General features: G+C 54.5%; 24 protein-coding genes and 1 pseudogene. 15 read left to right on the forward strand and 10 right to left on the reverse strand.

The window, feature by feature from the left end; translation table 11 throughout:
• Positions 1 to 8: 8 nt before the first annotated feature.
• The 5 genes and pseudogenes from HVX72_RS10040 (at position 9) to HVX72_RS10060 (ending at position 6,077) form a co-directional block, all read left to right on the forward strand.
• Positions 9 to 1,072, forward strand: a pseudogene (locus HVX72_RS10040) (Gfo/Idh/MocA family oxidoreductase).
• A complete protein-coding gene (locus HVX72_RS10045; protein WP_181823115.1) occupies positions 1,069 to 3,345 on the forward strand; it encodes a glycoside hydrolase family 65 protein in 2,277 nt (758 codons plus the stop codon). The pseudogene HVX72_RS10040 and the gene HVX72_RS10045 overlap by 4 nt, the downstream one beginning before the upstream one ends.
• Positions 3,342 to 4,004, forward strand: a complete 663-nt coding sequence (gene pgmB, locus HVX72_RS10050) for a beta-phosphoglucomutase (protein ID WP_042283331.1) — start codon at positions 3,342 to 3,344, stop codon at positions 4,002 to 4,004. Before HVX72_RS10045 ends, pgmB begins: the two co-directional genes overlap by 4 nt.
• Before the next feature lie 10 nt (positions 4,005 to 4,014).
• Positions 4,015 to 5,094 carry an ABC transporter ATP-binding protein gene (locus tag HVX72_RS10055; protein WP_181823116.1) on the forward strand — a complete coding sequence of 360 codons (1,080 nt, stop codon included), beginning with the start codon at positions 4,015 to 4,017 and terminating at the stop codon, positions 5,092 to 5,094.
• Between the two features lie 77 nt (positions 5,095 to 5,171).
• On the forward strand, positions 5,172 to 6,077 hold the full coding sequence (locus HVX72_RS10060; protein ID WP_042283326.1) for an OmpG family monomeric porin: 906 nt from the start codon (positions 5,172 to 5,174) through the stop codon (positions 6,075 to 6,077).
• 86 nt (positions 6,078 to 6,163) lie between these two features.
• Here the strand turns inward: HVX72_RS10060 and HVX72_RS10065 are convergent, their stop codons facing one another.
• From HVX72_RS10065 to HVX72_RS10075, 3 genes are all read right to left on the reverse strand, one after another.
• Positions 6,164 to 7,174, reverse strand: a complete 1,011-nt coding sequence (locus HVX72_RS10065; RefSeq protein ID WP_181823117.1) for a LacI family DNA-binding transcriptional regulator — start codon at positions 7,172 to 7,174, stop codon at positions 6,164 to 6,166.
• A 110-nt stretch (positions 7,175 to 7,284) separates the two neighbouring features.
• The gene (locus HVX72_RS10070) at positions 7,285 to 7,518 is read right to left on the reverse strand and encodes a DUF1272 domain-containing protein (protein ID WP_072014946.1); all 234 of its coding nucleotides are present in this window, start codon (positions 7,516 to 7,518) and stop codon (positions 7,285 to 7,287) included.
• 244 nt (positions 7,519 to 7,762) lie between these two features.
• Entirely contained in the window at positions 7,763 to 8,479 is a 717-nt protein-coding gene (locus HVX72_RS10075) for a YebC/PmpR family DNA-binding transcriptional regulator (protein ID WP_042283320.1), read from the reverse strand.
• A 355-nt stretch (positions 8,480 to 8,834) separates the two neighbouring features.
• On the opposite strand from HVX72_RS10075, the gene HVX72_RS10080 reads away from it, so the two are divergent.
• The 3 genes from HVX72_RS10080 to tyrR all read left to right on the forward strand — a co-directional run bounded on the left by HVX72_RS10080 (position 8,835) and on the right by tyrR (position 12,982).
• Entirely contained in the window at positions 8,835 to 10,232 is a 1,398-nt protein-coding gene (locus HVX72_RS10080) for a YcjX family protein (protein WP_181823118.1), read from the forward strand.
• A complete protein-coding gene (locus HVX72_RS10085; RefSeq protein ID WP_181823119.1) occupies positions 10,229 to 11,293 on the forward strand; it encodes a YcjF family protein in 1,065 nt (354 codons plus the stop codon). Before HVX72_RS10080 ends, HVX72_RS10085 begins: the two co-directional genes overlap by 4 nt.
• Before the next feature lie 147 nt (positions 11,294 to 11,440).
• Positions 11,441 to 12,982, forward strand: coding sequence for a transcriptional regulator TyrR (gene tyrR, locus HVX72_RS10090; protein ID WP_181823120.1), 1,542 nt, complete (start codon positions 11,441 to 11,443; stop codon positions 12,980 to 12,982).
• A gap of 112 nt (positions 12,983 to 13,094) precedes the next feature.
• Here the strand turns inward: tyrR and tpx are convergent, their stop codons facing one another.
• Positions 13,095 to 13,601 carry a thiol peroxidase gene (gene tpx, locus HVX72_RS10095; RefSeq protein WP_042283311.1) on the reverse strand — a complete coding sequence of 169 codons (507 nt, stop codon included), beginning with the start codon at positions 13,599 to 13,601 and terminating at the stop codon, positions 13,095 to 13,097.
• Between the two features lie 121 nt (positions 13,602 to 13,722).
• Between tpx and ycjG the strand changes: the two genes are divergently transcribed.
• A complete protein-coding gene (gene ycjG / locus HVX72_RS10100) occupies positions 13,723 to 14,688 on the forward strand; it encodes an L-Ala-D/L-Glu epimerase (RefSeq protein WP_042283308.1) in 966 nt (321 codons plus the stop codon).
• Here the strand turns inward: ycjG and mpaA are convergent.
• Positions 14,663 to 15,391 carry a murein tripeptide amidase MpaA gene (mpaA, locus tag HVX72_RS10105; protein ID WP_181823121.1) on the reverse strand — a complete coding sequence of 243 codons (729 nt, stop codon included), beginning with the start codon at positions 15,389 to 15,391 and terminating at the stop codon, positions 14,663 to 14,665. The genes ycjG and mpaA overlap by 26 nt on opposite strands.
• 183 nt (positions 15,392 to 15,574) lie before the next feature.
• Between mpaA and HVX72_RS10110 the strand changes: the two genes are divergently transcribed.
• Positions 15,575 to 17,188: a peptide ABC transporter substrate-binding protein gene (locus HVX72_RS10110; protein WP_181823122.1), complete on the forward strand. Its 1,614-nt coding sequence runs from the start codon at positions 15,575 to 15,577 to the stop codon at positions 17,186 to 17,188.
• Between the two features lie 416 nt (positions 17,189 to 17,604).
• Here HVX72_RS10110 and HVX72_RS10115 read toward each other — a convergent pair whose 3' ends face one another.
• Complete coding sequence (locus tag HVX72_RS10115) at positions 17,605 to 18,162, reverse strand: LuxR C-terminal-related transcriptional regulator (protein ID WP_181823123.1); 558 nt, start codon at positions 18,160 to 18,162, stop codon at positions 17,605 to 17,607.
• Positions 18,163 to 18,425: 263 nt separating this feature from the next.
• Between HVX72_RS10115 and HVX72_RS10120 the strand changes: the two genes are divergently transcribed.
• The gene (locus HVX72_RS10120) at positions 18,426 to 18,686 is read left to right on the forward strand and encodes a DUF2534 family protein (protein WP_042283301.1); all 261 of its coding nucleotides are present in this window, start codon (positions 18,426 to 18,428) and stop codon (positions 18,684 to 18,686) included.
• Between the two features lie 45 nt (positions 18,687 to 18,731).
• Here the strand turns inward: HVX72_RS10120 and uspE are convergent, their stop codons facing one another.
• From uspE to ogt, 3 genes are all read right to left on the reverse strand, one after another.
• Positions 18,732 to 19,682: a universal stress protein UspE gene (gene uspE, locus HVX72_RS10125; protein ID WP_042283298.1), complete on the reverse strand. Its 951-nt coding sequence runs from the start codon at positions 19,680 to 19,682 to the stop codon at positions 18,732 to 18,734.
• Between the two features lie 151 nt (positions 19,683 to 19,833).
• Positions 19,834 to 20,586, reverse strand: a complete 753-nt coding sequence (fnr, locus tag HVX72_RS10130) for a fumarate/nitrate reduction transcriptional regulator Fnr (RefSeq protein WP_060571260.1) — start codon at positions 20,584 to 20,586, stop codon at positions 19,834 to 19,836.
• Between the two features lie 193 nt (positions 20,587 to 20,779).
• Positions 20,780 to 21,295, reverse strand: a complete 516-nt coding sequence (gene ogt, locus HVX72_RS10135; RefSeq protein ID WP_181823124.1) for a methylated-DNA--[protein]-cysteine S-methyltransferase — start codon at positions 21,293 to 21,295, stop codon at positions 20,780 to 20,782.
• A 420-nt stretch (positions 21,296 to 21,715) separates the two neighbouring features.
• On the opposite strand from ogt, the gene smrA reads away from it, so the two are divergent.
• The gene (gene smrA, locus HVX72_RS10140; protein ID WP_042283291.1) at positions 21,716 to 22,279 is read left to right on the forward strand and encodes a DNA endonuclease SmrA; all 564 of its coding nucleotides are present in this window, start codon (positions 21,716 to 21,718) and stop codon (positions 22,277 to 22,279) included.
• Here smrA and HVX72_RS10145 read toward each other — a convergent pair.
• A complete protein-coding gene (locus HVX72_RS10145; protein WP_042284694.1) occupies positions 22,276 to 23,082 on the reverse strand; it encodes an IclR family transcriptional regulator C-terminal domain-containing protein in 807 nt (268 codons plus the stop codon). The two genes, smrA and HVX72_RS10145, sit on opposite strands and share 4 nt — an antisense overlap.
• A gap of 170 nt (positions 23,083 to 23,252) precedes the next feature.
• Between HVX72_RS10145 and HVX72_RS10150 the strand changes: the two genes are divergently transcribed.
• Genes HVX72_RS10150 through pcaF form a run of 3 tightly spaced genes read left to right on the forward strand, consistent with a single transcriptional unit; the run spans position 23,253 to position 25,820 of the window.
• Positions 23,253 to 23,942 (forward strand): 3-oxoacid CoA-transferase subunit A, encoded by a 690-nt coding sequence (locus HVX72_RS10150; RefSeq protein WP_042283288.1) that lies wholly within the window; start codon positions 23,253 to 23,255, stop codon positions 23,940 to 23,942.
• Between the two features lie 9 nt (positions 23,943 to 23,951).
• Positions 23,952 to 24,608: a 3-oxoacid CoA-transferase subunit B gene (locus HVX72_RS10155; RefSeq protein ID WP_181823125.1), complete on the forward strand. Its 657-nt coding sequence runs from the start codon at positions 23,952 to 23,954 to the stop codon at positions 24,606 to 24,608.
• Positions 24,609 to 24,617: 9 nt separating this feature from the next.
• Entirely contained in the window at positions 24,618 to 25,820 is a 1,203-nt protein-coding gene (gene pcaF, locus HVX72_RS10160; RefSeq protein WP_181823126.1) for a 3-oxoadipyl-CoA thiolase, read from the forward strand.
• Positions 25,821 to 25,823 lie beyond the last annotated feature (3 nt).

The raw sequence follows: 25,823 nt of genomic DNA on the forward strand, positions 1-25,823 counted from the left end.
AGGTTTCCGTGAAAAGTGCAATGACAAGCTCCCCGCTGCGTGTGGCCATTATTGGCGCAGGACAGGTAGCGGATAAGGTTCATGCTTCGTACTACTGCACCCGCGAGGATCTGGAACTGGTGGCTGTCTGTGACAGCCGCCTGTCTCAGGCGCAATCGCTGGCAGAAAAATACGGTCATGCGCAGGTCTGGGACGATCCGCAGCGCATGCTGCAAAGCGTAAAGCCGGATATCGTGAGTATCTGTTCGCCAAACCGTTTTCACTATGAACATACCATGATGGCGCTGGAAGCCGGTTGCCACGTGATGTGCGAAAAACCCCCGGCCATGACCCCGGAACAGGCGCTGGAAATGTGCAATACCGCGCGCCGGATGGGCAAAGTACTGGCGTATGATTTCCATCACCGTTTTGCTCTCGACACGCAACTGTTACGCGAGCAGGTGACGGCAGGCATGCTCGGCGAAATTTATGTCACCAATGCCAGAGCGCTGCGCCGCTGCGCCGCTGCGGCGTGCCCGGCTGGGGCGTCTTTACGAATAAAGCGCTCCAGGGCGGCGGCCCGTTGATCGACCTTGGCGTACATATGCTGGATGCGGCAATGTACGTTCTGGGATTCCCGCTGGTGAAACGCGTTACCGCGCACAGCTTTCAGAAGATCGGCACCCGGAAAAATAACGGTCAGTTCGGCGAATGGGATCCCACGACCTATACCGTGGAAGATTCGCTGTTCGGCACCATTGAATTTCATAACGGCAGTATTCTGCGCCTCGAAACCTCTTTTGCACTGAATATTCCTGAACAATCAATAATGAATGTGAATTTTTGCGGCGATAAAGCAGGCGCAACGCTGTTCCCGGCGCAGGTCTACACCGATCACAACGGCGAACTGGCCATTCTGACGCAGCGGGAGCGCGCCGATGATCAACGCCATTATCGCAGTATGGAAGCTTTCGTGAACCACGTTCAGGGTGAACCGGTCACCATCGCCGACGCCGAGCAGGGCTTTGTGATCCAAGAGCTGGTCGCGGCGCTGTATGAATCTGCCGAAACAGGGATGTGCGTTGAATTATGAGTAAACCAGTGATGTTATCCGATCCGGGTTTTTGCCCGCACAGCCTGAATAAATACGCCTCGCTGATGGCGACAGGCAACGGTTATCTGGGGATCCGCGCCAGCCACGAAGAAGGCTACACGCAGCAGACGCGCGGGATGTATCTTGCCGGACTTTATCACCGGGCCGGCAAGGGGGAAATCAATGAACTGGTGAACCTGCCGGATGTGATTGGCGTCGATATTCAGCTCAACGGGGACATTTTCTCCCTGCTTAGCGGCACGGTTGAAAGCTGGCGGCGCGAACTGGATGTTAGCTGTGGCGAGCTGACGCGCACACTGGTCTGGCGCGCGCCCGGCGGCGCGCGTTTCGCCATCGAGAGCCGCCGCTTCGCTTCCGTGACGCAACTGCCGCTGGTGGCGATGCGACTGTCCATCACGCCGCTGGACGCGGCGGCGACGGTATCTGTGTCCACCGGCATCGACGCCACTCAGACCAACCATGGCCGCCAGCATCTGGATGAAACGCAGGTGCGGGTGTTTGGCCAGCATCTTCTGCAAGGCATTTATTCCACCCAGGATGGCCGCAGCGATATTTCTGTCTCGACCTGGTGTCGCGTGCAGGGCGAGGTGCAGTCCTGTTTTACGGCGAAAGAGCGTCGCCTGTTGCAGCATAACACCGCGCAGGTCGCCCAGGGCGAACGGTTGACGCTGGAAAAGTTCACCTGGATTGAGTGGACCAGCAGTCGCAATCTGTCACTGGATACCTGGGCCCGCCAGGGACGACGCGCGCTGGAGAATTGCGCGCTGCAGGGTTATGAGGCCTTACTGACGGAGTCCGCCGCCAACTGGGGCGACTGGTGGCAGCGCTGTCGGGTCGAGGTCGCCAGCCATGACAATGCGGATCAGCGGGCGCTGGATTTTGCGCTCTATCATCTGCGAAGCATGACGCCAGCCCATGACGAGCGCAGCAGCATCGGTGCGAAAGGCATGACCGGCGAAGGCTACAAAGGCCATGTGTTCTGGGATACCGAAGTCTTTTTACTGCCGTTCCACCTGTTTACCGAGCCGGAAGTGGCGTGCAATCTTCTGCGCTACCGCTGGCACAACCTGCCGGGCGCCCGTGCAAAAGCGCGGCGCAATGGCTGGCATGGCGCGCTGTTTCCCTGGGAGAGCGCCCGCAGCGGCGAAGAAGAGACACCAGAATACGCGGCCATTAACATCCGGACCGGGCTGCGTCAGAAGGTGGCTTCCGCGCTGGCGGAACATCACCTGGTCGCTGATATCGCATGGGCGGTGGTCGCTTACTGGCAGGCAACGGGCGATGACCAGTTTATGGCACGCGAAGGGCTGACGCTGCTCCAGGAAACAGCGCGGTTCTGGATGAGTCGTGCGACAGACGTCAACGGACGGCTGGAAATTCATGACGTGATTGGCCCGGATGAATATACCGAGCACGTCAACAACAACGCGTTCACCAACTACATGGCGCATTACAACGTCGCCCAGGCGCTGCGTTTTTCCCGCCGCTTTGGCTGCACGGATGAGGCGTTTCTTCATCGCGCCGCGCATTTTCTCGCGCACCTTTGGCTGCCGGAAGCTGGGGAGGACGGAGTACTGCCGCAGGATGACACCTTCCTGAGTAAGCCCGTCATCGATCTCACGACATATAAGGCGAAAGCGGGCAAGCAGACTATTCTGCTCGATTACTCGCGGGCGGAAGTCAACGAGATGCAGATCCTCAAGCAGGCCGATGTAGTGATGTTGACCTACATGCTGCCTGAGCGGTTTTCGGCCGACGTCTGCCTGCGCAACCTTAACTTCTATGAACCGCGAACGATTCACGATTCCTCATTGAGCAAATCGATTCACGGTATTGTGTCCGCGCGCTGTGGTGATGCCGAACAAGGTTACCGTTTCTGGCGAGAAGGGACGCTAATCGATCTTGGTGACGATCCGCACAGCTGCGATGACGGCATTCATGCGGCGGCAACGGGAGCGATCTGGCTTGGTGCGATCCAGGGCTTCGCCGGATTAAGCGTACGCGAAGGCGAGTTGCACCTTAACCCTGCGTTACCAGACGCCTGGCGGCAACTGACCTTCCCACTTCGGTGGCAGGGAAGCGAACTGCGCATTTCGCTGTCGAGACAGGAAGCGCGTATCAGTAGCACTCGTCCGGTGACCCTATGGCTGAACGGGACGGCGCTGACCGTTAACGGTGAGCAGACCTGTTCGCTCGCTGACTTTATTTTGCCCACCAATGGGACCGCTACCACACAAAAGGAAGGTGAATGAAACTACAGGCAATAGTGTTCGATCTCGATGGGGTGATCACCGACACCGCGCATCTGCATTTCCTTGCCTGGCAACAGGTCGCCGCAGACATCGGGATCGCGATCGACGAGGAATTTAACGACACCCTGAAAGGGATAAGCCGGGGGGAGTCATTGCTGCGTATTTTACGTCACGGCGGGAAAGAGGGGGAATTCAGCGAGCAGGCGCGCGAGGCGCTGGCGGCACGTAAGAATGCGCTTTACGTTCACTCTCTGCGCGATTTAACCGCCGATTCCATCCTGCCGGGGATCCGTGAACTGCTCGGCGAACTGCGCGCGCGACAGATAGCAATTGGCCTGGCATCAGTCTCCCTGAACGCCCCCACCATTCTCAGGGCGCTGGAAATTGAACACTTTTTTGATTATTGCGCCGATGCCGGAAAAGTAGCCCGTTCCAAACCGGACCCGGCGATTTTCCTCGCCGCATGTCAGGGGCTGGGCATACCGCCGCAGGCCTGTATCGGAATCGAAGACGCACAGGCTGGAATCGATGCGATCAATGCCAGCGGCATGCGCTCGGTAGGCATTGGCTCGGGCTTGACGGGCGCAGGTTTGCTGCTTCCGGCGACAGACTCTCTGACGTGGCCGTGCTTATCGGCTTTCTGGCAACACGACAAGTAAAGGAATCACTATGGCACAGCTCTCGTTGCAACATATTCAGAAGATTTACGACAACCAGGTTCACGTAGTGAAAGATTTTAACCTGGAGATCGAAGACAAAGAGTTCATCGTTTTTGTCGGTCCGTCAGGCTGTGGTAAATCAACCACGCTGCGCATGATTGCCGGACTGGAAGAGATCAGTGCTGGCGATCTGCTGATCGACGGCAAACGGATGAACGATGTTCCGGCAAAATCGCGCAATATCGCGATGGTCTTTCAGAACTACGCGCTGTATCCGCATATGTCCGTGTACGACAACATGGCGTTTGGGCTGAAAATGCAGAAGATTGACCCGACTATTATTGATGAACGCGTCAACTGGGCGGCGCAGATCCTTGGCTTGCGGGACTATCTGAAGCGCAAACCGGGCGCGTTATCCGGCGGTCAGCGTCAGCGCGTAGCGTTAGGACGCGCTATTGTGCGTGAAGCCGGGGTGTTCCTGATGGATGAGCCCTTATCGAACCTCGATGCCAAACTGCGTGTGCAGATGCGCGCGGAAATCAGCAAGCTGCACCAGAAGCTGAACACCACCATGATCTACGTGACGCACGACCAGACGGAAGCGATGACCATGGCGACGCGTATCGTCATTATGAAAGACGGGATAGTACAGCAGGTGGGCGCGCCGAAAACGGTCTATAACCACCCGGCAAATATGTTTGTCGCGGGATTTATTGGCTCACCGGCAATGAATTTTATTCGCGGCGCGATCGACGGCAATCAGTTTGTAACCGAAACCCTGAAATTAACCATTCCGGAAGACAAATTACAGGGGCTGAGAGCAAAAGGCTACGAACATAAAGCGGTGGTGATGGGTATTCGTCCTGAGGATATTCATCCCGAGTCGCAACAGGAAAATAGCGTGGCGGCAAAAATAAGCGTCGCAGAACTGACCGGCGCGGAATTTATGCTGTACACCACCATTGGGGGGCACGAGTTGGTGGTCCGTGCCGGAGCGGTTAATGATTATCACGCAGGAGACAATATCACCATTCATTTTGATATGGCGAAATGCCATTTCTTTGACGCAGAAACTGAATTCGCTATTTAACGAGAAAACTTGCCAGGAGAACCTGTTCTCCTGGCTTTAGCTCATTTTATTTATCTGTATTTATACAAGGAATAATAATGAAAACCTTACTGTCCTCTACTGCGCTGCTGATGTGCGCAGGAATGGCCTGCGCGCAGGCTGCAGAAAATAATGACTGGCATTTTAATGTCGGCGCCATGTATGAAATCGAAAACGTCGAAGGCCAGGGTGAAGATATGGACGGACTGGCTGAGCCCTCCGTCTATTTCAACGCCGCCAACGGGCCGTGGAAAATCTCGCTGGCGTATTATCAGGAAGGGCCGGTTGATTACAGCGCGGGTAAGCGCGGCACCTGGTTTGACCGCCCGGAACTGGAAGTGCGTTATCAGTTTCTGGAAAGCGACGACGTCAATTTTGGTCTGACCGGCGGTTTCCGTAATTACGGCTATCACTACGTTAATGAACCGGGTAAAGACACCGCGAATATGCAGCGCTGGAAAGTGTCGCCGGACTGGGATATTAAGATTAGCGATAACGTGCGCTTTGGAGGCTGGTTGTCCCTGTATCAGTTCGTTAATGATTTATCGACAACCGGTTATTCCGACAGCCGCGTCGAAACGGAGACGGGTTTTACATGGAATATTAACGAAACGTTCTCCCTGGTGACCAATTATTACCTTGAACGCGGTTTCAATATCGACAAGTCGCGGAACAACGGTGAATTCTCGACGCAGGAAATTCGCGCCTATCTACCGGTGGCATTAGGCAACACCACGCTGACGCCATACACCCGTATTGGTCTTGATCGCTGGAGCAACTGGGACTGGCAGGACGATATCGAACGCGAAGGTCATGATTTCAACCGTCTCGGTATGCTGTACGCCTATGATTTCCAGAATGGATTATCCATGACGCTGGAATATGCGTTTGAATGGCAGGATCACGATGAAGGCGAGCGGGATCATTTCCACTACGCCGGTGTCGGCGTGAATTACGCTTTCTAATTGTCAACGCACGGCCGGATGGCGGCGCAGCGCTGACAGGCGTTATGGATAACGCACACACTCACGGGGCAGAATACGCCCCGTTTTTACGCCAGCGATCCCGCAAGAGCGATTTGGGTCGCGACGGTGATATGTTGCAGACCCTTTTTGCCGCGAATTAATTTAAACAGCAAGGCGCAACTTTCTTCCCCTAGTTCCTGCGTTGGCACATCAATACCGCCCGGCGGCGGCGTCAGAATAAACGACAGCATTTCATTATTGTAGCCCACCACGGCGAGCTGCTGCGGAATGGCAATATTCAATTCCGCTGCCGCACGATAAAGGCTCATTAATTTCAGGCTGTCCGTGGCGAAGACGGCATCCGGTAATGTGCTCTGGCTCAGCAAGGCTCTGGCGGCGCATAGCGCGGACTCATGGGTGTAACCGCCGTCGATAATCCACTCATCGCGGATCGTCAACTGGTGCGCCTGAAGGCTGGACTTATAGCCATTCACCCGGTCAACGGAGACGTGATAATCCAGCGGCGCGTGCAGGCAGGCGATAAGCCGGTGGCCGCTGTTGATCAACGCATCGGTTAGCGCAATGCTGTCGCGGTAATTATCGGTATCGACAGAATAGACATGATTGTACTGACCCTCCACTTTGCCAATAACCACCACCGGAATATCGTATTTATCCAGCCGCGCGAAAAAGGACTCATCCGCAGGCGAGCTGAGCATAATAATGCCCTTGATCATTTTCTGCTTAATTTTGCTCTCACATTTTTGCAGGTCGTCTTCACTGCTGCGTGACGTCTGCAAAATCACGTCGAAACCTTCTTCTTCGGCCTTGGCGGTAATGGCATGCAGCACTTCAGAGAAGAACGGATTTCCGGCGGTGGTTTTGGTGGAGCGGGTGGAAATGACCATAATGGCGTCAAAGCCAGAGGAGGTCAGGGCGCGGGCCAGTTTGTTGGGCTGATACTGTAATTCGTCGATGGCGCGCAGGACTTTTTCCCGCGCTTCGGGCGATATATTGGTTTGCTTATTAAGTACTCGGGAAACCGTCGACTTCGACACACCCGCAACGCGGGCAATATCATAAATAGTGGGCGACATAATTCAGGAACTCCATCAGAGAGTTAATGCCACCCATCTTATGGAGTTAGCCAGTCGTTGACAACATAACGTGTTGGATAATCAACAACCTGACCTGAAACAGGAAGGTTTTACGCCCGGTGTTTATGACGGCGCTGCGTTGAGGCCGGATATTGCAACAGGGCCGCTGCGGGACGTACCGGACGTCGAACCAATTCCCCCCCGCAGTTCGGGCAACTGCCGTGAAGCCGCTGAGTCACGCAATCACTGCAAAAGGTACATTCGAACGAACAGATAAAGGCTTCCGTTGATTCTGGCGGCAGATCGCGATCGCAGCATTCGCAGTCAGGGCGAAGTTCGAGCATGGTGTTCTCCGGGTTAAGGGAAAAATCATCGAAAGTATAGATGACCCACAGCCCACGCAGAGTAAAACCTGCCATTACACCAGGATCACCATGAAAAGGATACCACGATCTGTTTATAGCGTTTGCGGGCACCACCTTCTACATCGCTCCGATGCTTAGTGAAAAAGGTGCCTGCGCTGGATTTTGAGGGTTATTTTATAATCAACCATCCGGTTGGAAATGCTGCTGCCTAACTCATTTTGGATCAGAGATTTGCAACGTTATGATAAACTTTTTGAACATCATCGTCATCTTCAAGGGCATCAACAAGCCCTTCAAAAATTGCTAAATCTTCTGGTGAAAGTTCAATTTCTGATTGAGCGATCATTTCTAATGATGTTGTTGTGAATTCAGTGATTCCAGCCGCTTTTAACGCTGCAATGCCTTTGTGAAGGTCTGTGGATTCAGTATAAATAACGATGTTACCGTCTTCTTCGGTGACATCACGAACATCAACTTCAGCATCAAGCAAAATTTCAAAAATACGGTCAGGGTCTGTTCCTTTAAATACAATCACGCCGGTATTGTCAAACATATAACTGACAGAACCTGCCGCCCCGATATTCCCGCCATTTTTATTGAAAATTGTGCGGACATTCGCAATCGTACGATTAACATTTGACGTCAACGTTTCAGCGATAATCATTGAACCATTGGGTCCAAAGCCTTCATAACGTCCCTGGACGAACGTTTCATCTCCGCCACCTTTGGCTTTATCAATGGCTTTATCGATAACGTGTTTTGGAACCTGCGCTTGTTTCGCACGTTCAATAACGAATTTTAGAGATGAGTTTAATTCTGGGTCGGGTTCACCTTGTTTCGCTGCAGCATAGATTTCCACACCGAATTTTGCGTATACTTTAGACGTTGCACCGTCTTTAGCCGTTTTTTTTGCAACGATATTGGCCCATTTACGTCCCACTGGAATTCGCTCCTCGAAAATTTATTTACATTACTTGCAGATTAATAATCTGCGTTTTTTCTACCGTATTATATCATGATATGTAAATATTCGTCTATGAATATTAAAATATGCCGTGTATACGGAGTGTTACTTTTCTTTTGCCAACAGTAAATATGGTGTGAATATTATTTGATAATGTTCTTCTGAATGTTTTTTCTGTTCTTAATACTTAAGCCGTAATAAGAACAGATAAGACACGAACTGATACGAAGCCGACGCCCCGTCCACAGCCGCTTGATAATCAACAACCTGCCCCCATCATAACCGGTATACGTTATAATTTTTTCTGGCCTTCAGGCATAACGGGATGGCGATGAAGAGACTCACCAATGAACTCAATGCGCTGGTCAATCGCGGCGTCGACCGGCATTTACGCCTGGCGGTTACCGGACTGAGCCGGAGCGGAAAGACAGCGTTTATCACCGCGCTGGTTAACCAACTGCTCAACATTCATGCCGGGGCGCGTTTGCCCTTGCTCAGTGCGGTGCGTGAAGAACGCCTGCTTGGCGTAAAACGGGTGCCGCAGCGTGATTTCGGCATTCCGCGTTTCACCTACGATGAAGGGCTGGCGCAGCTGTATGGCGAGCCGCCGACCTGGCCGACGCCAACCCGTGGCGTCAGTGAAATTCGCCTCGCGCTGCGCTACAAATCCAATGACTCGTTACTGCGTCATTTCAAAGACATATCAACGCTGTATCTGGAAATTGTCGATTACCCGGGGGAGTGGCTGCTCGACTTGCCGATGCTGGCGCAGGATTACCTCAGTTGGTCGCGGCAAATGACCGGGCTGCTTCAGGGGCAGCGCGCAGAATGGTCGGCGACGTGGCGCAAGCTCAGCGAAGGGCTGGATCCCCTGGCGCAGGCCGATGAAAATCGGCTGGCGGAGATTGCCGCCGCCTGGACTGATTACCTTCACCAGTGCAAGCAGGAAGGGCTACATTTTATCCAGCCCGGCCGTTTCGTGCTGCCCGGTGATATGGCCGGCGCGCCGGCGTTGCAGTTTTTCCCGTGGCCGGACGTCGATGCCTGGGGAGAGTCAAAACTGGCGCAGGCGGATAAACACACCAACGCCGGCATGCTGCGCGAACGCTTCAATTATTACTGCGAAAAGGTCGTAAAGGGGTTTTATAAAAATCATTTCCTGCGTTTCGATCGCCAGATTGTCCTGGTTGATTGTCTGCAACCGCTGAACAGCGGGCCACACGCATTCAATGATATGCGTCTGGCCCTAACGCAATTGATGCAAAGCTTCCATTACGGTCAACGCACGCTGTTCCGGCGGCTGTTTTCGCCGGTGATTGATAAGCTGCTGTTTGCGGCGACCAAAGCGGACCACGTGACACTCGACCAGCACGCCAATATGGTCTCGCTCCTGCAACAGCTGATTCAGGACGCCTGGCAGAACGCGGCCTTTGAGGGGATCAGCATGGACTGTCTGGGGCTGGCTTCCGTTCAGGCAACCACCAGCGGGCTGATTGACGTGAACGGCGAAAAAATCCCGGCCCTGCGGGGAAATCGCTTAAGCGATGGCGCGCCGCTAACTGTCTACCCGGGTGAGGTGCCCGCACGTCTGCCCGGGCAGGCTTTCTGGGACAGTCAGGGCTTTCAGTTTGAGGCGTTTCGTCCGCAAAAAATGGATGTCGACAAACCGCTGCCGCATATTCGCCTGGATGCCGCGCTGGAATTTTTAATAGGAGATAAATTGCGATGAGCGAGCCGTTAAAACCGCGTATCGATTTCGCCGGTCCGCTTGAGCCGGAGCAGGATCCGGTGTTCAGGGCGCAACAGACGTTTAGTGAGGCGCAGGCGCAAAGCTTCGCTCCGGCTAACATCGACGAACCGCTGGAAGAAGAAGGGCAAGCCGAAGCGGTGATTGACGCAGCATTGCGCCCAAAACGCAGCCTGTGGCGCAAAATGGTCATGGGCGGGCTGGCGCTGTTTGGTGCCAGCGTCGTGGGCCAGGGTGTCCAGTGGACGCTCAATGCCTGGCAAACTCAGGACTGGGTGGCGCTGGGTGGGTGTGCTGCCGGCGCATTGATTATCGGCGCGGGCGTGGGTTCTGTGGCGACGGAATGGCGACGTCTGTGGCGCTTACGCCAGCGCGCCCACGAACGCGACGACGCCCGGGAACTGCTGCACAGCCACGGAACCGGGAAAGCCCGCGCGTTTTGTGAAAAGCTGGCCCGGCAGGCGGGAATCGATCAATCACACCCGGCGCTACAGCGGTGGTACGCCTCGATACACGAGACCCAGAACGATCGTGAGATCGTCAGCCTGTATGCGCATCTGGTGCAACCGGTGCTGGATGCGCAGGCAAGACGTGAAATCAGCCGTTCGGCGGCGGAGTCTACGCTGATGATCGCCGTCAGTCCGCTGGCGCTGGTGGATATGGCGTTTATCGCCTGGCGTAACCTGCGGTTGATTAACCGTATCGCCGCGCTGTACGGCATTGAGTTGGGCTATTACAGCCGTTTGCGTCTGTTCCGTCTGGTCCTGCTGAACATCGCCTTTGCCGGCGCCAGCGAACTGGTGCGAGAGGTCGGTATGGACTGGATGTCGCAGGATCTTGCCGCCCGCTTATCCACGCGCGCCGCGCAGGGGATTGGCGCCGGACTGCTGACCGCGCGTCTGGGCATCAAAGCGATGGAACTTTGCCGCCCGCTGCCGTGGATGGAGGATGATAAACCGCGACTGGGCGATTTTCGTCGTCAGCTTATTGGGCAGGTGAAAGAGACCTTGCAGAAAAACGCCGCTGCCCGGGAAAAATCCTGACCAGACAGGCGTTGACCGCGTATCTTTACGCCGAAACGCCTGTTTTTCCATCATGCTGTCAATATTTGTTGACAGAATCCTTCCTGCTATCCGAATCCTGGCTTATCATCTTATTTAACGTTCTTTATTCAGGTGAAGGTTCTCCCCATGCGTCTGGAAGTCTTTTGTGAAGACCGTCTTGGTCTGACCCGTGAATTACTCGACCTGCTGGTGCTGCGCGGCATTGATTTACGCGGTATAGAGATAGATCCGATTGGGCGAATTTACCTCAATTTTGCCGAACTGGAGTTCAATCACTTCAGCAGCCTGATGGCGGAGATTCGCCGTATATCCGGCGTGACGGACGTGCGAACGGTGCCGTGGATGCCTTCTGAGCGAGAGCATCTGGCGCTGAGCGCGCTGCTTGAAGCCCTGCCGGAACCGGTTCTGTCGCTCGATCTGAAAAGCAAAATCGACATGGCGAACCCGGCAAGCTGTCAACTTTTTGCGCTCAACCTGGAGCGGATGCGCAATCATACCGCTGCCCAACTGATCAACGGTTTTAACTTTCAGCGCTGGCTGGAGGGAAATCCGCAAAATTCGCATAACGAGCACGTGGTCATTAACGGCCAGAATTTCCTGATGGAAATCACCCCGGTGTATCTGCAGGGCGACACCGAGCAGCAGATGCTGACCGGCGCGGTAGTGATGCTACGCTCGACCATCCGTATGGGCCGCCAGCTGCAAAACCTGGCGACGCAGGACGTCAGCGCGTTCAGCCAGATCATCGCCGTCAGCGCTAAGATGAAGCATGTGGTAGAGCAGGCGCGTAAGCTGGCGACCCTCAGCGCGCCGCTGCTGATTACCGGCGATACCGGTACGGGAAAAGATCTGTTTGCCTATGCTTGCCATCAGGCCAGCCCGCGCGCGGGGAAACCCTATCTGGCGCTCAACTGCGCGTCGATCCCCGAGGACGCCGTTGAAAGTGAGCTGTTTGGTCACGCGCCGGAAGGCAAAAAAGGCTTTTTCGAACAGGCGAACGGTGGTTCGGTGCTGCTTGACGAGATTGGCGAGATGTCGCCGCGGATGCAGACTAAACTGCTGCGCTTCCTGAACGACGGCACGTTCCGCCGTGTCGGAGAAGATCACGAAGTGCACGTTGATGTACGTGTGATCTGCGCTACCCAGAAAAACCTTGTTGAGCTGGTGCAGAAAGGGGTGTTCCGGGAAGATCTTTACTATCGTCTTAACGTGTTGACCCTGAATCTGCTGCCGCTGCGCGATTGCCCGCAGGACATCATGCCGTTGACCGAACTGTTCGTGGCGCGTTTTGCCGACGAGCAGGGCGTACCGCGTCCTAAACTCTCTGCCGACTTAAGCACGGTCCTGACCCGTTACGGTTGGCCGGGCAATGTGCGACAGCTAAAAAATGCCGTTTATCGCGCGCTGACCCAGCTTGAGGGTTATGAGCTGCGGCCGCAGGATATTTTATTGCCGGATTACGACGCCTCCGCCGTGGCGGTAGGCGAAGACGCAATGGAAGGTTCGCTGGATGAAATCACTAGCCGCTTTGAACGTTCGGTGTTAACCCAGCTTTATCGTAACTATCCGAGCACGCGCAAACTGGCAAAACGGTTGGGCGTGTCGCATACGGCTATCGCCAATAAGCTGCGGGAATATGGGCTGAGCCAGAAGAAGGGTGAAGAATAAAGGGGAAGGGGAATCGCTCTGGAAGGCCTGATTGCGTTATCCGCATCAGGCCTGTGGGGGCGCCGGTAGGCCGGATTAAGTATCAGCCGCTATCCGGCGCACCCGTTGGCAATTATGCTTTCAGCACGTCCAGCGCCGCAGCATAATCAGGCTCGTGAGTGATTTCGTTTACCAGTTGGCTGAAAATCACGTTGTCGTTCTCATCAATCACCACCACGGCACGCGCAGCCAGGCCTTTCAGCGGGCCATCGGTGATTTCTACACCGTAGTTTTTCAGGAACTCAGGGTTGCGCAGGGTAGAAAGCGTAACAACGTTGCTCAGGCCTTCCGCGCCGCAGAAGCGAGACTGGGCGAACGGCAGGTCCGCAGACACGCACAGCACAACGGTATTCTCGATCTCGGTGGCCAGTTGGTTAAACTTACGTACCGATGCCGCGCAAACGCCGGTATCGATGCTCGGGAAAATGTTCAGCACTTTACGCTTGCCCGCATACTGGCTCAGCGCGACGTCGGACAGATCTTTTGCCACGAGGGTAAAAGGCTGCGCCTTGCTACCCGCTTGTGGAATGGCGTTGGCGACTGCAACCGGGTTGCCCTGGAAATGTACGGTTTGTGACATGGTTATCTTCCTGTTTACATATAGTTAACGTCGTAGCTAGTTTATGCCAACAGCCGATAACACGGCAAACGCTATTTCTGCGTAACGCACAAACGACCACGTTTTCGCATGAGGAGAAAAGATGAGAGCAGTAAAGGTATACGAGGAAGCCTGGCCGTTACACACTCCCTTTGTGATTGCCCGCGGCAGCCGAAGTGAAGCGCGGGTGGTGGTGGTTGAACTGGAAGAAAATGGCGTGAGAGGGATCGGGGAATGCACGCCGTATCCGCGCTACGGCGAAAGCGACGCGTCTGTCCTTGCGCAAATCATGAGTATCGTTCCGCAACTGGAAAAGGGACTGACCCGGCAAGCACTTCAGCAGGTGCTTCCTGCTGGCGCGGCGCGTAATGCCGTTGACTGCGCGTTATGGGATCTTAGCGCTCGCCAGCAGCAGCAAACGCTTGCCGACGCTGTCGGCGTCACGCTGGACGCGGAGATCACCACGGCGCAAACGGTGGTGATCGGTACGCCAGAACAGATGGCCGCCAGCGCGGCGGCACTGTGGGAAACGGGCGCGCGACTGTTAAAGGTGAAACTGGATGACAGGTTGATTAGCGAGCGGATGGTGGCGATTCGTTCGGCTGTGCCGGAGGCGACGCTTATTGTCGATGCCAATGAGTCCTGGCGTGCGGAAGGCCTGGCGGCGCGCTGCCAGCTGTTAGCGGATCTCGGTGTGGCCATGCTTGAACAGCCGCTCCCGGCCCAGGATGACGTTGCGCTGGAGAATTTTATCCATCCTTTACCCCTCTGTGCCGACGAGAGTTGCCATACCCGCAGCAGTCTCAAGGCGCTGCGCGGACGCTATGAAATGATCAACATAAAACTGGATAAAACCGGAGGGCTGACCGAGGCGCTGGCGCTGGCGACAGAGGCTCGCGCGCAGGGTTTTTCGCTGATGCTGGGCTGTATGCTCTGTACATCGCGGGCGATCGGCGCGGCGCTACCGCTCACGCCGCAGGTCACGTATGCCGATCTCGATGGCCCCACCTGGCTGGCCGTTGACGTGGAGCCGTCGCTGCACTTTACGACAGGACAATTGCATCTTTAGGGTGCCAGCGCAGCAGACTGGACATCGCCTGGAGGTAAATCTCGCTGGCCTCATCTGCTGAGATCGGCGGGAATTCCGCAGTGATGCAATGCAAATTCAGGTCCGCGCACCAACTGCCGAAAGACCCGGGCGTTTCATAGCCCACGCTGGTCACCAGCGGCAGGGAAAATGCCTCCGCCAGCCATTCCCCCAGCTCGCTGCTGGCAGGATCTTCAATACAGGCCAGCGGGTCGTGAAACGACACCACCCACGCGGGATGAATCTGATGAATGAGCTGGCAAAGCGCCTGCGTTTCCGGCTCTGAACCCGGATGGTCTCCCGTTAATAGCACCACATCGCGCTCAGAGGCGGCGCTGTTCCAGCGATAGACCGTTTCCCCGGCTTTCCAGTTCGCGGCGGGAAAATTGCGGTTCAGGTCGACGCCGTTGGCGTTGGCGCGCAGCCCTAACTGACAGCCGTCCGGATTCACCGCAAGGATCACATGATGGCGGCGCAGCGACGGCGTCAGCGTACGCAGCGCGCAGGAAAGGGTAACCACCGACGAATTTTCGTCACCGTGCGTTCCCGCAATGATTAAACCGCTTTCACGATCTGCCGCCGGAGCCGGAAACCAGATCAGCGGGGCCCCTAACAGCGATCGACCATAATGTTCAGTGCCGGGCGGAAATGCGCCGCGCTCGGCGCGTGGGCGGGTAACGGTCATAAGCGTCTCGGATTGCTGAGGATAGTCTTCGCAGTGTTGTGCAATTTTTGCCGATAATCAAATTGATTTCACGCGTCCGGATATTTGGTCGTGATATCAATTTTTTGCCGGAAGGTATTTGCATTTCCCTATGGCGAAACAAATAATTACGCCATTAATGATAAGCCGTTTTGAGGGAATCGTATGAAGCACTCTGTTGCAGTCACCTGTTGTGCGCTGATGGTAAGCAGCATCTCTTACTCCTGGGCTGCGGAGGTTCCCGGCGGTACGGTACTGGCAGAGAAACAGGAGCTGGTTCGCCATATCAAAGACGAACCGGCAACGCTCGATCCGGCGAAAGCAGTAGGGCTGCCGGAGATCCAGGTCATCCGCGATCTTTATGAAGGGCTGGTGAATCAGAACGAAAAGGGGGAAATCATCCCCGGCGTCGCCACTCAATGGAAAAGCAACGATAACCGCATCTGGACATTTACCCTGCGTGAGAACGCCCGCTGGGCTGACGGCACACCTGTCACCGCGCAGGATTTTGTCTACAGCTGGCAACGGCTGGTTGACCCGAAGACCCTTTCTCCTTTCGCATGGTTCGCGGCGCTGGCAGGCATCAACAACGCGCAGGCGATTATTGATGGCAACGCGACGCCGGACAAACTCGGCGTTAGCGCCGTGGATGCCCGTACGCTGAAAGTCCAGCTGGATAAACCGCTGCCGTGGTTCGCCAATCTGACGGCTAACTTTGCGTTTTATCCGGTGCAAAAAGCCAACGTCGAAAGTGGGAAGGACTGGACCAAACCGGGTCATCTTATCGGCAATGGCGCTTACGTGCTGAAGGACAGGGTGGTGAACGAAAAGCTGGTGGTCGTGCCGAATACGCAATACTGGGACAATGCGAAAACGGTCCTGCAAAAGGTCACTTTTCTGCCAATCAATCAGGAATCCGCCGCCACAAAACGCTATCTGGCAGGGGATATTGATATCACCGAGTCCTTTCCGAAAAACATGTATCAAAAGCTGCTCAAGGACATTCCCGGTCAGGTTTATACACCACCGCAACTGGGGACCTACTATTACGCGTTCAATACACAAAAAGGCCCTACGGCGGATTCCCGCGTGCGTCTGGCGCTGAGCTTGACCATTGACCGTCGTATTATGGCCGGGAAAGTGTTAGGAACGGGCGAAAAACCGGCCTGGCGTTTCACGCCGGATGTCACCGCAGGCTTTACACCTGAGCCGTCGCCATTCGAACAAATGAGCCAGGAAGAGCTGAATGCGCAGGCGAAAACGCTGTTGCGCGCGGCGGGTTACGGACCGCAGAAGCCGCTCAAGCTGACGCTGTTGTATAACACCTCCGAAAATCATCAGAAGATTGCCATCGCAGTGGCCTCGATGTGGAAGAAAAATCTCGGCGTAGAGGTAAAATTGCAAAATCAGGAATGGAAAACCTATATCGACAGCCGCAACACCGGCAATTTTGACGTTATTCGCGCCTCCTGGGTTGGCGATTACAACGAACCGTCGACATTTTTGTCGCTGCTAACGTCGACCCATTCCGGCAATATTTCGCGCTTCAATAACCCGGCGTATGACAAAGTGCTTACCCAGGCCACGCTGGAAAATACGGCCCAGGCGCGTAACGCCGATTACAATGCGGCAGAAAAAATTCTTATGGAACAAGCGCCCATCGCCCCGATTTATCAGTACACCAACGGACGGCTGATCAAACCCTGGTTGAAGGGGTATCCGATCGCCAACCCGGAAGATGTGGCCTACAGCCGGACGATGTATATCGTGAAGCACTGAATGTAAACATGGCATTTCTGACTGGTCACTCAGGGGCTATTCAGGTACCCGCCCCGGCAGGGAGATGCCATGCCAGTCGCGGCACAGATTGCCCATGCCGCGCAACAGAGAATGGCGCAAACGCTCGCTCCTGTTTCTACAGACAGGTAACACAGTCGTGCAACGCGCCGCACTCCTTCATTATCAAATGAATTCGTTTGCAGAGTTAACGATGCAAGAAAAATAATGCCGACAGCGCAAACAGAAGAAGTTTCCGTTAATCGCTCGCCAGCTAAGCGTAATAAACGCGTCGTAAGAGCACAAAAGAATAACAGTTTAATAATGAACTTCATCTATTTTCAGGCGCGGAAAAAAGAGGCGTTCATATTTGGATGACATGCAAGCACGCCTCAGTGAAAAATCACTGAGGCGGTATATTAATGATAGTGACACCAGTGCCTGACTAGACTCACTTTATTACGCAGTCCCATTTTGCGCATCGCCAGACTTTTATAGGTATAAACCGTTTTACTGTCCAGTTGCATTACGCCTGCGATTCCCCTGACGGAAATGCCGCTGATATACAGTGAAATGATCATGAATTCCTTCCAGTTGAGCATCCTTTGTGGCTCTTTGGGGCTTCTCACCTTGCACAAAGGGATAGCAATTTTTCTTTTACGTAACAGCAGAGACAGTCTGGCTTCAATGGTTACAAGGGGCATATTGATCTCACAATAGAACATCTTGCGATCGTCCACTTTCAGTGACAAAAAATTTAACAGCTGAGGATTGCCAATAATTAAAATACGTTCCGCATTACACGTGGTCAGCGCTTTCAGTTCTGATACGTCAATCCACGATTTTTCAAAGATGAAAACCGCTATGCTGGCACCGGGATTTAACGCTTTTGAATTATGATTTATTATTTTTGCCACCAAATGCTCAACGGCTACTCGGGCGTAATGATCGTCGCCCTGAATAAAAATCTCCGCCATACCCAATCACCCATAGACATAAATAAGATTACATGTGAGACAACTTTAATGAAAAGTTCACCCCGATAGTGATTATTCTGGAGGGTAGAAAATAGGATAGCAATGCTTTAATTATCCAATTATGGACAGACTGTTTGTAACCAAACTGAATATTTGACAGGGATGTAATGTAAAGAGACGGAACATGACAGCAGACTTTAGCACAATGTCATGGTATTGTTACGCACAAGTAACGGAGCTTTCACTTACAGAAGGAGATCGTCATGATCATGAGAAAGCTTAAGACGGCGAGAGGAAAAAAATTCCTGCTTTGCCTGCTTGGCGTATTCATCATCGCTGCGACTGTCGTCACGCGTGCAACCATTGGCGGGGTGATTGAGCAGTACGACATACCACTGGCGGACTGGACGACATCAATGTACGTCATCCAGTCATCGATGATTTGTGTCTACAGCCTGGTCTTTACGATTTTACTGGCGATACCGCTGGGGATTTACTTCCTCGGTGGGGATGACAAACCGTAAAAGAAAAGGCCCGACATTCGGGCCTTTCGCTTATAAATCTTACGGTTAATCGTCTTCGTCGTCGTCGAGTTCTACCGGAGTCTGATACTGGTCGGGTTTGATGACCAGCAGGTCACAGCGCAGATGATCGATAACCTGTTCCGCGGTATTGCCAAGAAACGCGGCGGAGATACCGGTACGCCCCACGGTGCCCAGCACCACAATCCCCGCCTGTAAATGTTCAGCCAGATCCGGGATCACCTCTTCCGGTAATCCTTTCTCTACGTGGGTGACTTTTTCATCGATACTGAATTTCTGGCGCAAAGACTTCATCGCCAACAGGTGCTGACCGCGAATCGCATCGTTATACACGCTGGGGTCGAACTCGGGCAGTTCAATAGCAATGTTGATGGGAGTGACCGGATAGGCGCCAACCAGATGCACTTCAGTATGGTTGACCTGCTCGGCCAGTTGCAGGGTTTCTTTAACCAGTTTCTCGTTCAGCGCATTGTGATAAGGTTCTTCGCTGGCAAGGTTCACCGCCACCAGCGCTTTCCCGCCTTCTGGCCACGGCTGGTCTTTGACCATCCATACCGGGCTCGGACATTTACGCAATAAATGCCAGTCGGTCGGCGTGAAGATCACCGCTTCCAGTTTATCGTGCTGGTGGGCCATTTTTAGCACCAGATCGTGTCCGCCGCTGATGACCTCCTGAATGATGGCTTCAAAGGGACGGTTGTGCCAGACCACTTTAATGTCAATCGGAACGCCTGCTTCGAGATAGTATTTCGCCTGTTCGCGGATCCATGCGGTCCGCTGGCTGATGACGCCCTGACGCATTGCCGTACGCTCGTCTGGCGACAGCAGGGTCGTCATTTCGTATGAAAAGTCATAGATCGGCAGGAAGGCTTTTATGGTGCCACCAATCCGTTGATGCAAATAAACCGCACGCCGTAACGCAGGTTGATCGTCCTGATTCGGATCGATAACCACCAGCATGTTTTGATACATAGCCATACAGGGTCTCCTTACAACTGTCACCGCAGTCTGTAACTAAAAGAGTAACCCAATAACGAGAAATGAAACAGGGAAGAACCTTCTGTCAGATCAATAAATCAGGAAAATTTAGCGATTCGACAGAAGGGTTTCTGGAGAAGTTGCGGAAAGATTAAGCGACGTTACGCGTGTGACCGGCAAGCACCGCCAGCGCCTCGCTGTTCTCGATGGTAATGTATTTGCCTTTTACTGCCAGCATGCCGCTTTTCTGGAAACGCCCCAGCAGACGGCTGATGGTTTCGACAGTCAGACCGAGGTAGTTACCGATATCGCCGCGGGTCATGGTCAGACGAAACTCGCGCGGTGAGAAGCCACGCTGGGCAAAACGACGAGAAAGGTTATAGATAAATGCCGCCAGGCGCTCTTCCGCGTTTTTCTTTGACAGCAGCAGGATCATATCCTGGTCGCCTTTGATTTCGCCGCTCATCAGGCGCATCATCTGCTGACGCAGATTGGGCATTTTGCCTGACAGATCGTCCAGCGTTTCAAACGGGATTTCACAGACCATTGAGGTTTCCAGCGCCTGTGCAAAGCTTGGGTGATGGCCACTGCCGATAGCGTCGAAGCCAACCAGATCGCCCGCGAGGTGGAAGCCGGTAATCTGTTCGTCACCTTGTTCGGTAATGGTGTAGCTCTTGATCGTACCGGAACGAATGGCGTAGAGCGATTTCAGCTCATCACCTGCTTTAAACAGGGTTTGCCCTTTCTGGATCGGCTTTTTACGCTCGATAATATTATCAAGCTGATCAAGCTCATGCTCGTTAAGTGTGAACGGGATGCAAAGCTGGCTGATACTGCAATCCTGGCAATGGATAGCACAACCGCCAGACTGAATGCGCCGTATAATTCGCTTTTCCGGGATCATAGGTCTGCTCAAGCCGTAATTGATATTTGTCAATTTTAACATCTTTTTGGTGGGCACGTAAGTCTGAGCAGAGCGCAATAGCGGATAATTCCGGAAAGTGAGCGGAAAATATTTCTATCTTGTTGAAAAACCTCACCTTGAGTGAGGCATCTTTACGCAAAAGTGTGAGCAAGAAGGCACGAATTGCCTGGACTTAGAGTAACAAATAGCCTTCGTGACGCAGTAACCACTCTTTGCGCTGTACACCGCCAGCGTAGCCGGTCAGGGCGCCATTTCGGCCAATGACGCGATGGCAAGGCACCACAATACTGATGGGATTCGAGCCATTGGCTGCGCCCACCGCGCGCGCCGCGCCGGGGCGACCAAGCTGTTCCGCCATCTGACCATAGTGCATCACCTGTCCTTTTGGAATGGTGCGTAACATCTGCCAGACGTCGCGCTGGAAGGGCGTTCCGCCGGTTGCGGTGGGGAGAGTGTCAATCACATCGATATTCCCGGCAAAATAGTCAGCCAGTTTATCGGCCAGCCCGCCGGGGTTTTTCGCCGAAATGCGGGAATACCCCCCGGCCCGATAATGAATATCCAGCAGTTGTTCCATTCGGTCGCCATGCTGTTCCCATTCCACGGCGCGCAGGTGGAACTGTTCGTCGCAGAGGATCCACAATGGTCCCAGCGGGGTCGCAATTTTATCTTCCAGTAGTGTCAGCATTCGACGCCTCGTATCAGTACCGCTAATTAGCCGTCATCAATCTAGCATGGCGAACTTCCATGCCGCTATACCCCTGATTTGGGATAAAAAAAGAGTCTGTCGACATCGCCAGACTCTGCAGTACACACAGCAGTATTTCCTTAAGTAATCCCGGATGTTTTCCTGAATGCGGGTAATGACTTATAGCAAGAGCGGTGTTGGGGGTCCAGCCGGTATTAGTGATTGATTTTAAAAAATCATAAGTTAAATCAGATAGTTTAATTGCGGATAAACTGGGAGTGTATCACCCGTTAAAATTCTGCGCTGATAGCACGGACAAACAGGGATTCATCGTCGCTTACTGGAAACTTCTGTAAACCATTGTCGCTATTCAGGGGGACGGTTATGATAACGGTTGTCTTAAAAACGGGAGGATGAAGCATGAACCTTGACGACAAAGCGCTGTTTCTTGACGCCATGGAGGATGTCCAGCCTCTCAAACGTTGTACAGACGTTCACTGGCAGCCGGTGCGCAACGCGCGTAAGCCGCAGCGTATCGACACGCTGCAGCTTGATAATTTCCTCACCACCGGTTTTCTGGACATTGTCCCGCTGGCGCAGCCGCTGGAATTTCGCCGCGAGGGGCTACAGCAGGGCGTGCTCGACAAACTGCGTGGCGGAAAATACGGTCAGCAGGCCAGCCTGAACTTATTGCGCCAGCCGGTGGAAGTCTGTCGCCAGCAATTGTTCCGCTTTATTCTCCAGTCTTTGCAGGATGGCTTACGTAATGTGCTCATCATTCACGGTAAAGGGCGGGACGATCACTCGCACGCGAATATCGTGCGCAGCTATGTGGCGCGCTGGCTGACCGAATTTGATGATGTGCAGGCGTACTGTACGGCGCTGCCGCACCACGGCGGCAGCGGTGCCTGTTACGTGGCGCTACGTAAAACCGCACAGGCAAAACAGGAGAACTGGGAACGCCACGCCAAACGCAGCCGTTAATGTAGCAACAGCGACAGCTCCTGCGCGGCTTTTTGCAGTTCAGGCAGTACCCGGGTCCGCAGTTCCTCCGCGGAAACCTGTCCGGCATGGACGCCCACATTCAACGCTGCCTGTACCTGTCCCTGGGCGTTAATTAACGGTACGGCAATTGACCGTAGTCCCATCTCCAGTTCCTGATCGTTAAGCGCGTAGCCCTGTTGCCGCACTTTTTTTAGCTCCGCGCGCAGGGCCGAAACAGAATCGACGGTTTGCGAGGTGTAGCGAATCATGGTGATTCTTCCCAGCATATCATTCAGTTTATCTTCCGAAAGGTGGCTTAACAGTACGCGGCCCATTGAGGTAGACCACGCGGGCAGGCGGCTGCCAATGTCCAGATCGATGGTCATGATCCGCGAACTGGAGGCGCGGGCAATATAGAGAATATCGTCGCCGTCCAGCGTGGCGATGGAGCAGGATTCATTGAGCATATCGCTCAGATGCTTGAGTACCGGCTGCGTGGCGCGCGCCAGCGGCGTCGAGGCGAGGTAAGCATGCCCCAGCGCCAGGATCCGGGGGCGCAGTTCAAAATTTTTACCGTCTTCAGCATAGACAAACCCCAGTTTACCCAACGTATACAGACAGCGGCGTACCGCTGCGCGCGGAATGCCGGTCTTCTGACTGATCTGCGATATCGACATCACCCGGCGCTGCGGCGTAAACGCCTGAATCACCTCCAGCCCGCGTGCCAGCGAGGCCATAAAATTCGGGTCGCCCTTAAACGGGTCGGCTTCGTTGCTCAGACGATCGTCCGGATGTTTTTCCACTGTTTTCCCCTCATTGTTCGCCATCGATCACATTCTTCGCACAAATATACACATCGTTCGATTATCGCACCATATTTCGATTATCGCCCTTGCCTGGCTTCGTTAAGTGGGTCACATTTTGTGCGAACAACGCAAAAAGGTGCGAAATACGCACAACAAGGAGCGACCAGATGATTGATAAGAGTGTGCCTTCGCTGGAGGAGGCCATTGCCGGGATCCCGGATGGCGCCACCATCATGATTGGTGGATTTGGTACGGCGGGGCAGCCCACCCGGCTGATTGACGCTCTGATAGATCAGGGGGCCCGGGATCTCACTATCATCAACAACAATGCGGGTAACGGCGAAGTGGGGCTCGCAGCGCTGCTGAAAGCGAAACGGGTGCGTAAAATGATCTGTTCTTTTCCGCGCCAGGTGGACTCGCAGATTTTTGACGGACTGTACCGTAACGGAGAGGTGACGCTGGAGCTGGTGCCGCAGGGAAATCTGGCGGCGCGGATCCAGGCAGCCGGTGCCGGAATTGGCGCAATTTATACCCCAACGGGCTATGGCACCCCGCTGGCGGAGGGTAAAGAAACCCGCTGCATTGATGGTAAAAACTATGTGCTTGAATATCCGATAAAAGCCGATTTCGCGCTGATTAAAGCGCACCGGGCTGACCGCTGGGGAAACCTGGTGTACCGCAAAGCGGCGCGGAATTTTGGACCGATCATGGCGACGGCCGCGCACACCACTATCGTCGAAGTGAATCAACTGGTTCCGCTGGGCGAACTCGATCCTGAACATATCATTACGCCGGGCATTTTTGTCCAGCGCGTATTTTCGCTGGAAAACCTGGCAGAAACAGCGCTGCGTGCCTGAGGAGGAAAAATGAAAAGATTATCACGGGGTGAAATGGCGAAACGCGTGGCGCAGGATATTCCCGAAGGGGCTTACGTCAATCTTGGTATTGGCCTGCCTACGCGGATCGCCAACTACCTGCCCGCAGATAAAGAAATCTTCCTGCACAGCGAAAACGGTCTGCTCGGCATGGGACCGAAGCCCGCGGAGGGTGAGGAGGATCCCGAACTGATCAATGCCGGAAAAGAGTATGTCACCCTGATGCAGGGCGGCTGTTATTTCCATCATGGCGATTCGTTCGCCATGATGCGCGGCGGTCACCTTGATATCTGCGTACTGGGGGCATATCAGGTTTCTGCGTCAGGGGACCTCGCGAACTGGAGCACCGGCGCGCCCGATGCGATCCCGGCGGTAGGGGGGGCGATGGATCTGGCGATCGGCGCGCGTCAGGTGTTCGTGATGATGGATCACTTAACCCGCGAGGGAGAATGTAAGCTGGTAGAGCACTGTTCCTATCCGTTAACCGGAATGAGATGTGTCAGTCGTATTTACACCGATCTGGCGGTGATCGACATTACCGAAAAAGGCCCCGTGGCGCGGGAAATTTTCAACGGACTCTCTTTTGAAGAGCTGCAGCGTATCACGCCGGTGACGCTGGGGTTTGAACAGCTGGCGCAAAGCGCATAAGGAACTAAGATGAATCAGGCATTTATCTGCGATGCGGTGCGCACGCCGTTTGGTCGCTTCGGCGGGACGCTGGCGAGCGTACGGGCGGACGATCTGGCGGCCATTCCGTTGAAAGCTCTGCTGGCGCGCCATCCGAATCTCGATCCGGCGGCGATTGATGATGTGATCTACGGCTGTGCGAATCAGGCAGGGGAAGATAACCGTAACGTGGCACGAATGGCGTTGCTGCTGGCGGGGTTGCCGGAAAGCGTGCCGGGCAGCACGGTGAACCGGCTTTGCGGCTCCAGTCTTGATGCGATAGGCATTGCCGCGCGGGCGATCAAGAGCGGAGAGACGCAGCTGATGATTGCTGGCGGCGTCGAGAGCATGTCGCGCGCGCCGTTTGTTATGGGGAAGGCGGAAAGCGCCTTTAGCCGCAGCATGAAAATGGAAGATACCACCATTGGCTGGCGTTTTATCAATGCGCAAATGCAGGCGCGATATGGCGTGGATTCGATGCCAGAAACGGCAGAAAACGTCGCACAACAATTTGCCATTTCGCGAGCCGATCAGGATGCGTTTGCCCTGCGCAGCCAGCAACGTACAGCGGCGGCTCAGGAGCAGGGGCTTTTTGACCGTGAGCTGGTTTCTGTGACAGTGTCACAACGAAAGGGCGAGCCGCGGATATTCAGCGCCGACGAACACCCACGCGCCACCTCGGCTGATGCGCTGGCAAAACTGAAGGGCGTCGTGCGGCCTGATGGCTCGGTGACGGCAGGCAATGCCTCCGGGGTTAATGATGGCGCTTGCGCGCTGCTTATTGCCAGCGAACAGGCAATGGCGCAGCAGGGATTGCAGCCGCTGGCGCGCATTGTTGGCGTAGCGACGGCAGGCGTCGCGCCGCGTATTATGGGCTTTGGTCCCGCGCCCGCGGTACGTAAGGTGCTGGCGCTGACCGGATTAACGCTTGCACAAATGGACGTCATTGAGCTTAACGAAGCGTTTGCCGCTCAGGCGCTGGCGGTCATGCGCGATCTGGGTTTGCCTGATGAGGCCGCGCAGGTGAATCCGAATGGCGGCGCGATTGCGCTGGGGCATCCGCTGGGAGCATCCGGGGGAAGGCTGGCGATGGCCGCAGCGTATCAGCTACAGCGAACCGGTGGGCGTTATGGTCTCTGCACGATGTGTATCGGCGTTGGACAAGGCATCGCGCTGATAATCGAAAGGGTTTAAGGA

This window comes from Citrobacter sp. RHB21-C05 (assembly GCF_013889015.1).
GTDB lineage: Bacteria > Pseudomonadota > Gammaproteobacteria > Enterobacterales > Enterobacteriaceae > Citrobacter_A > Citrobacter_A sedlakii.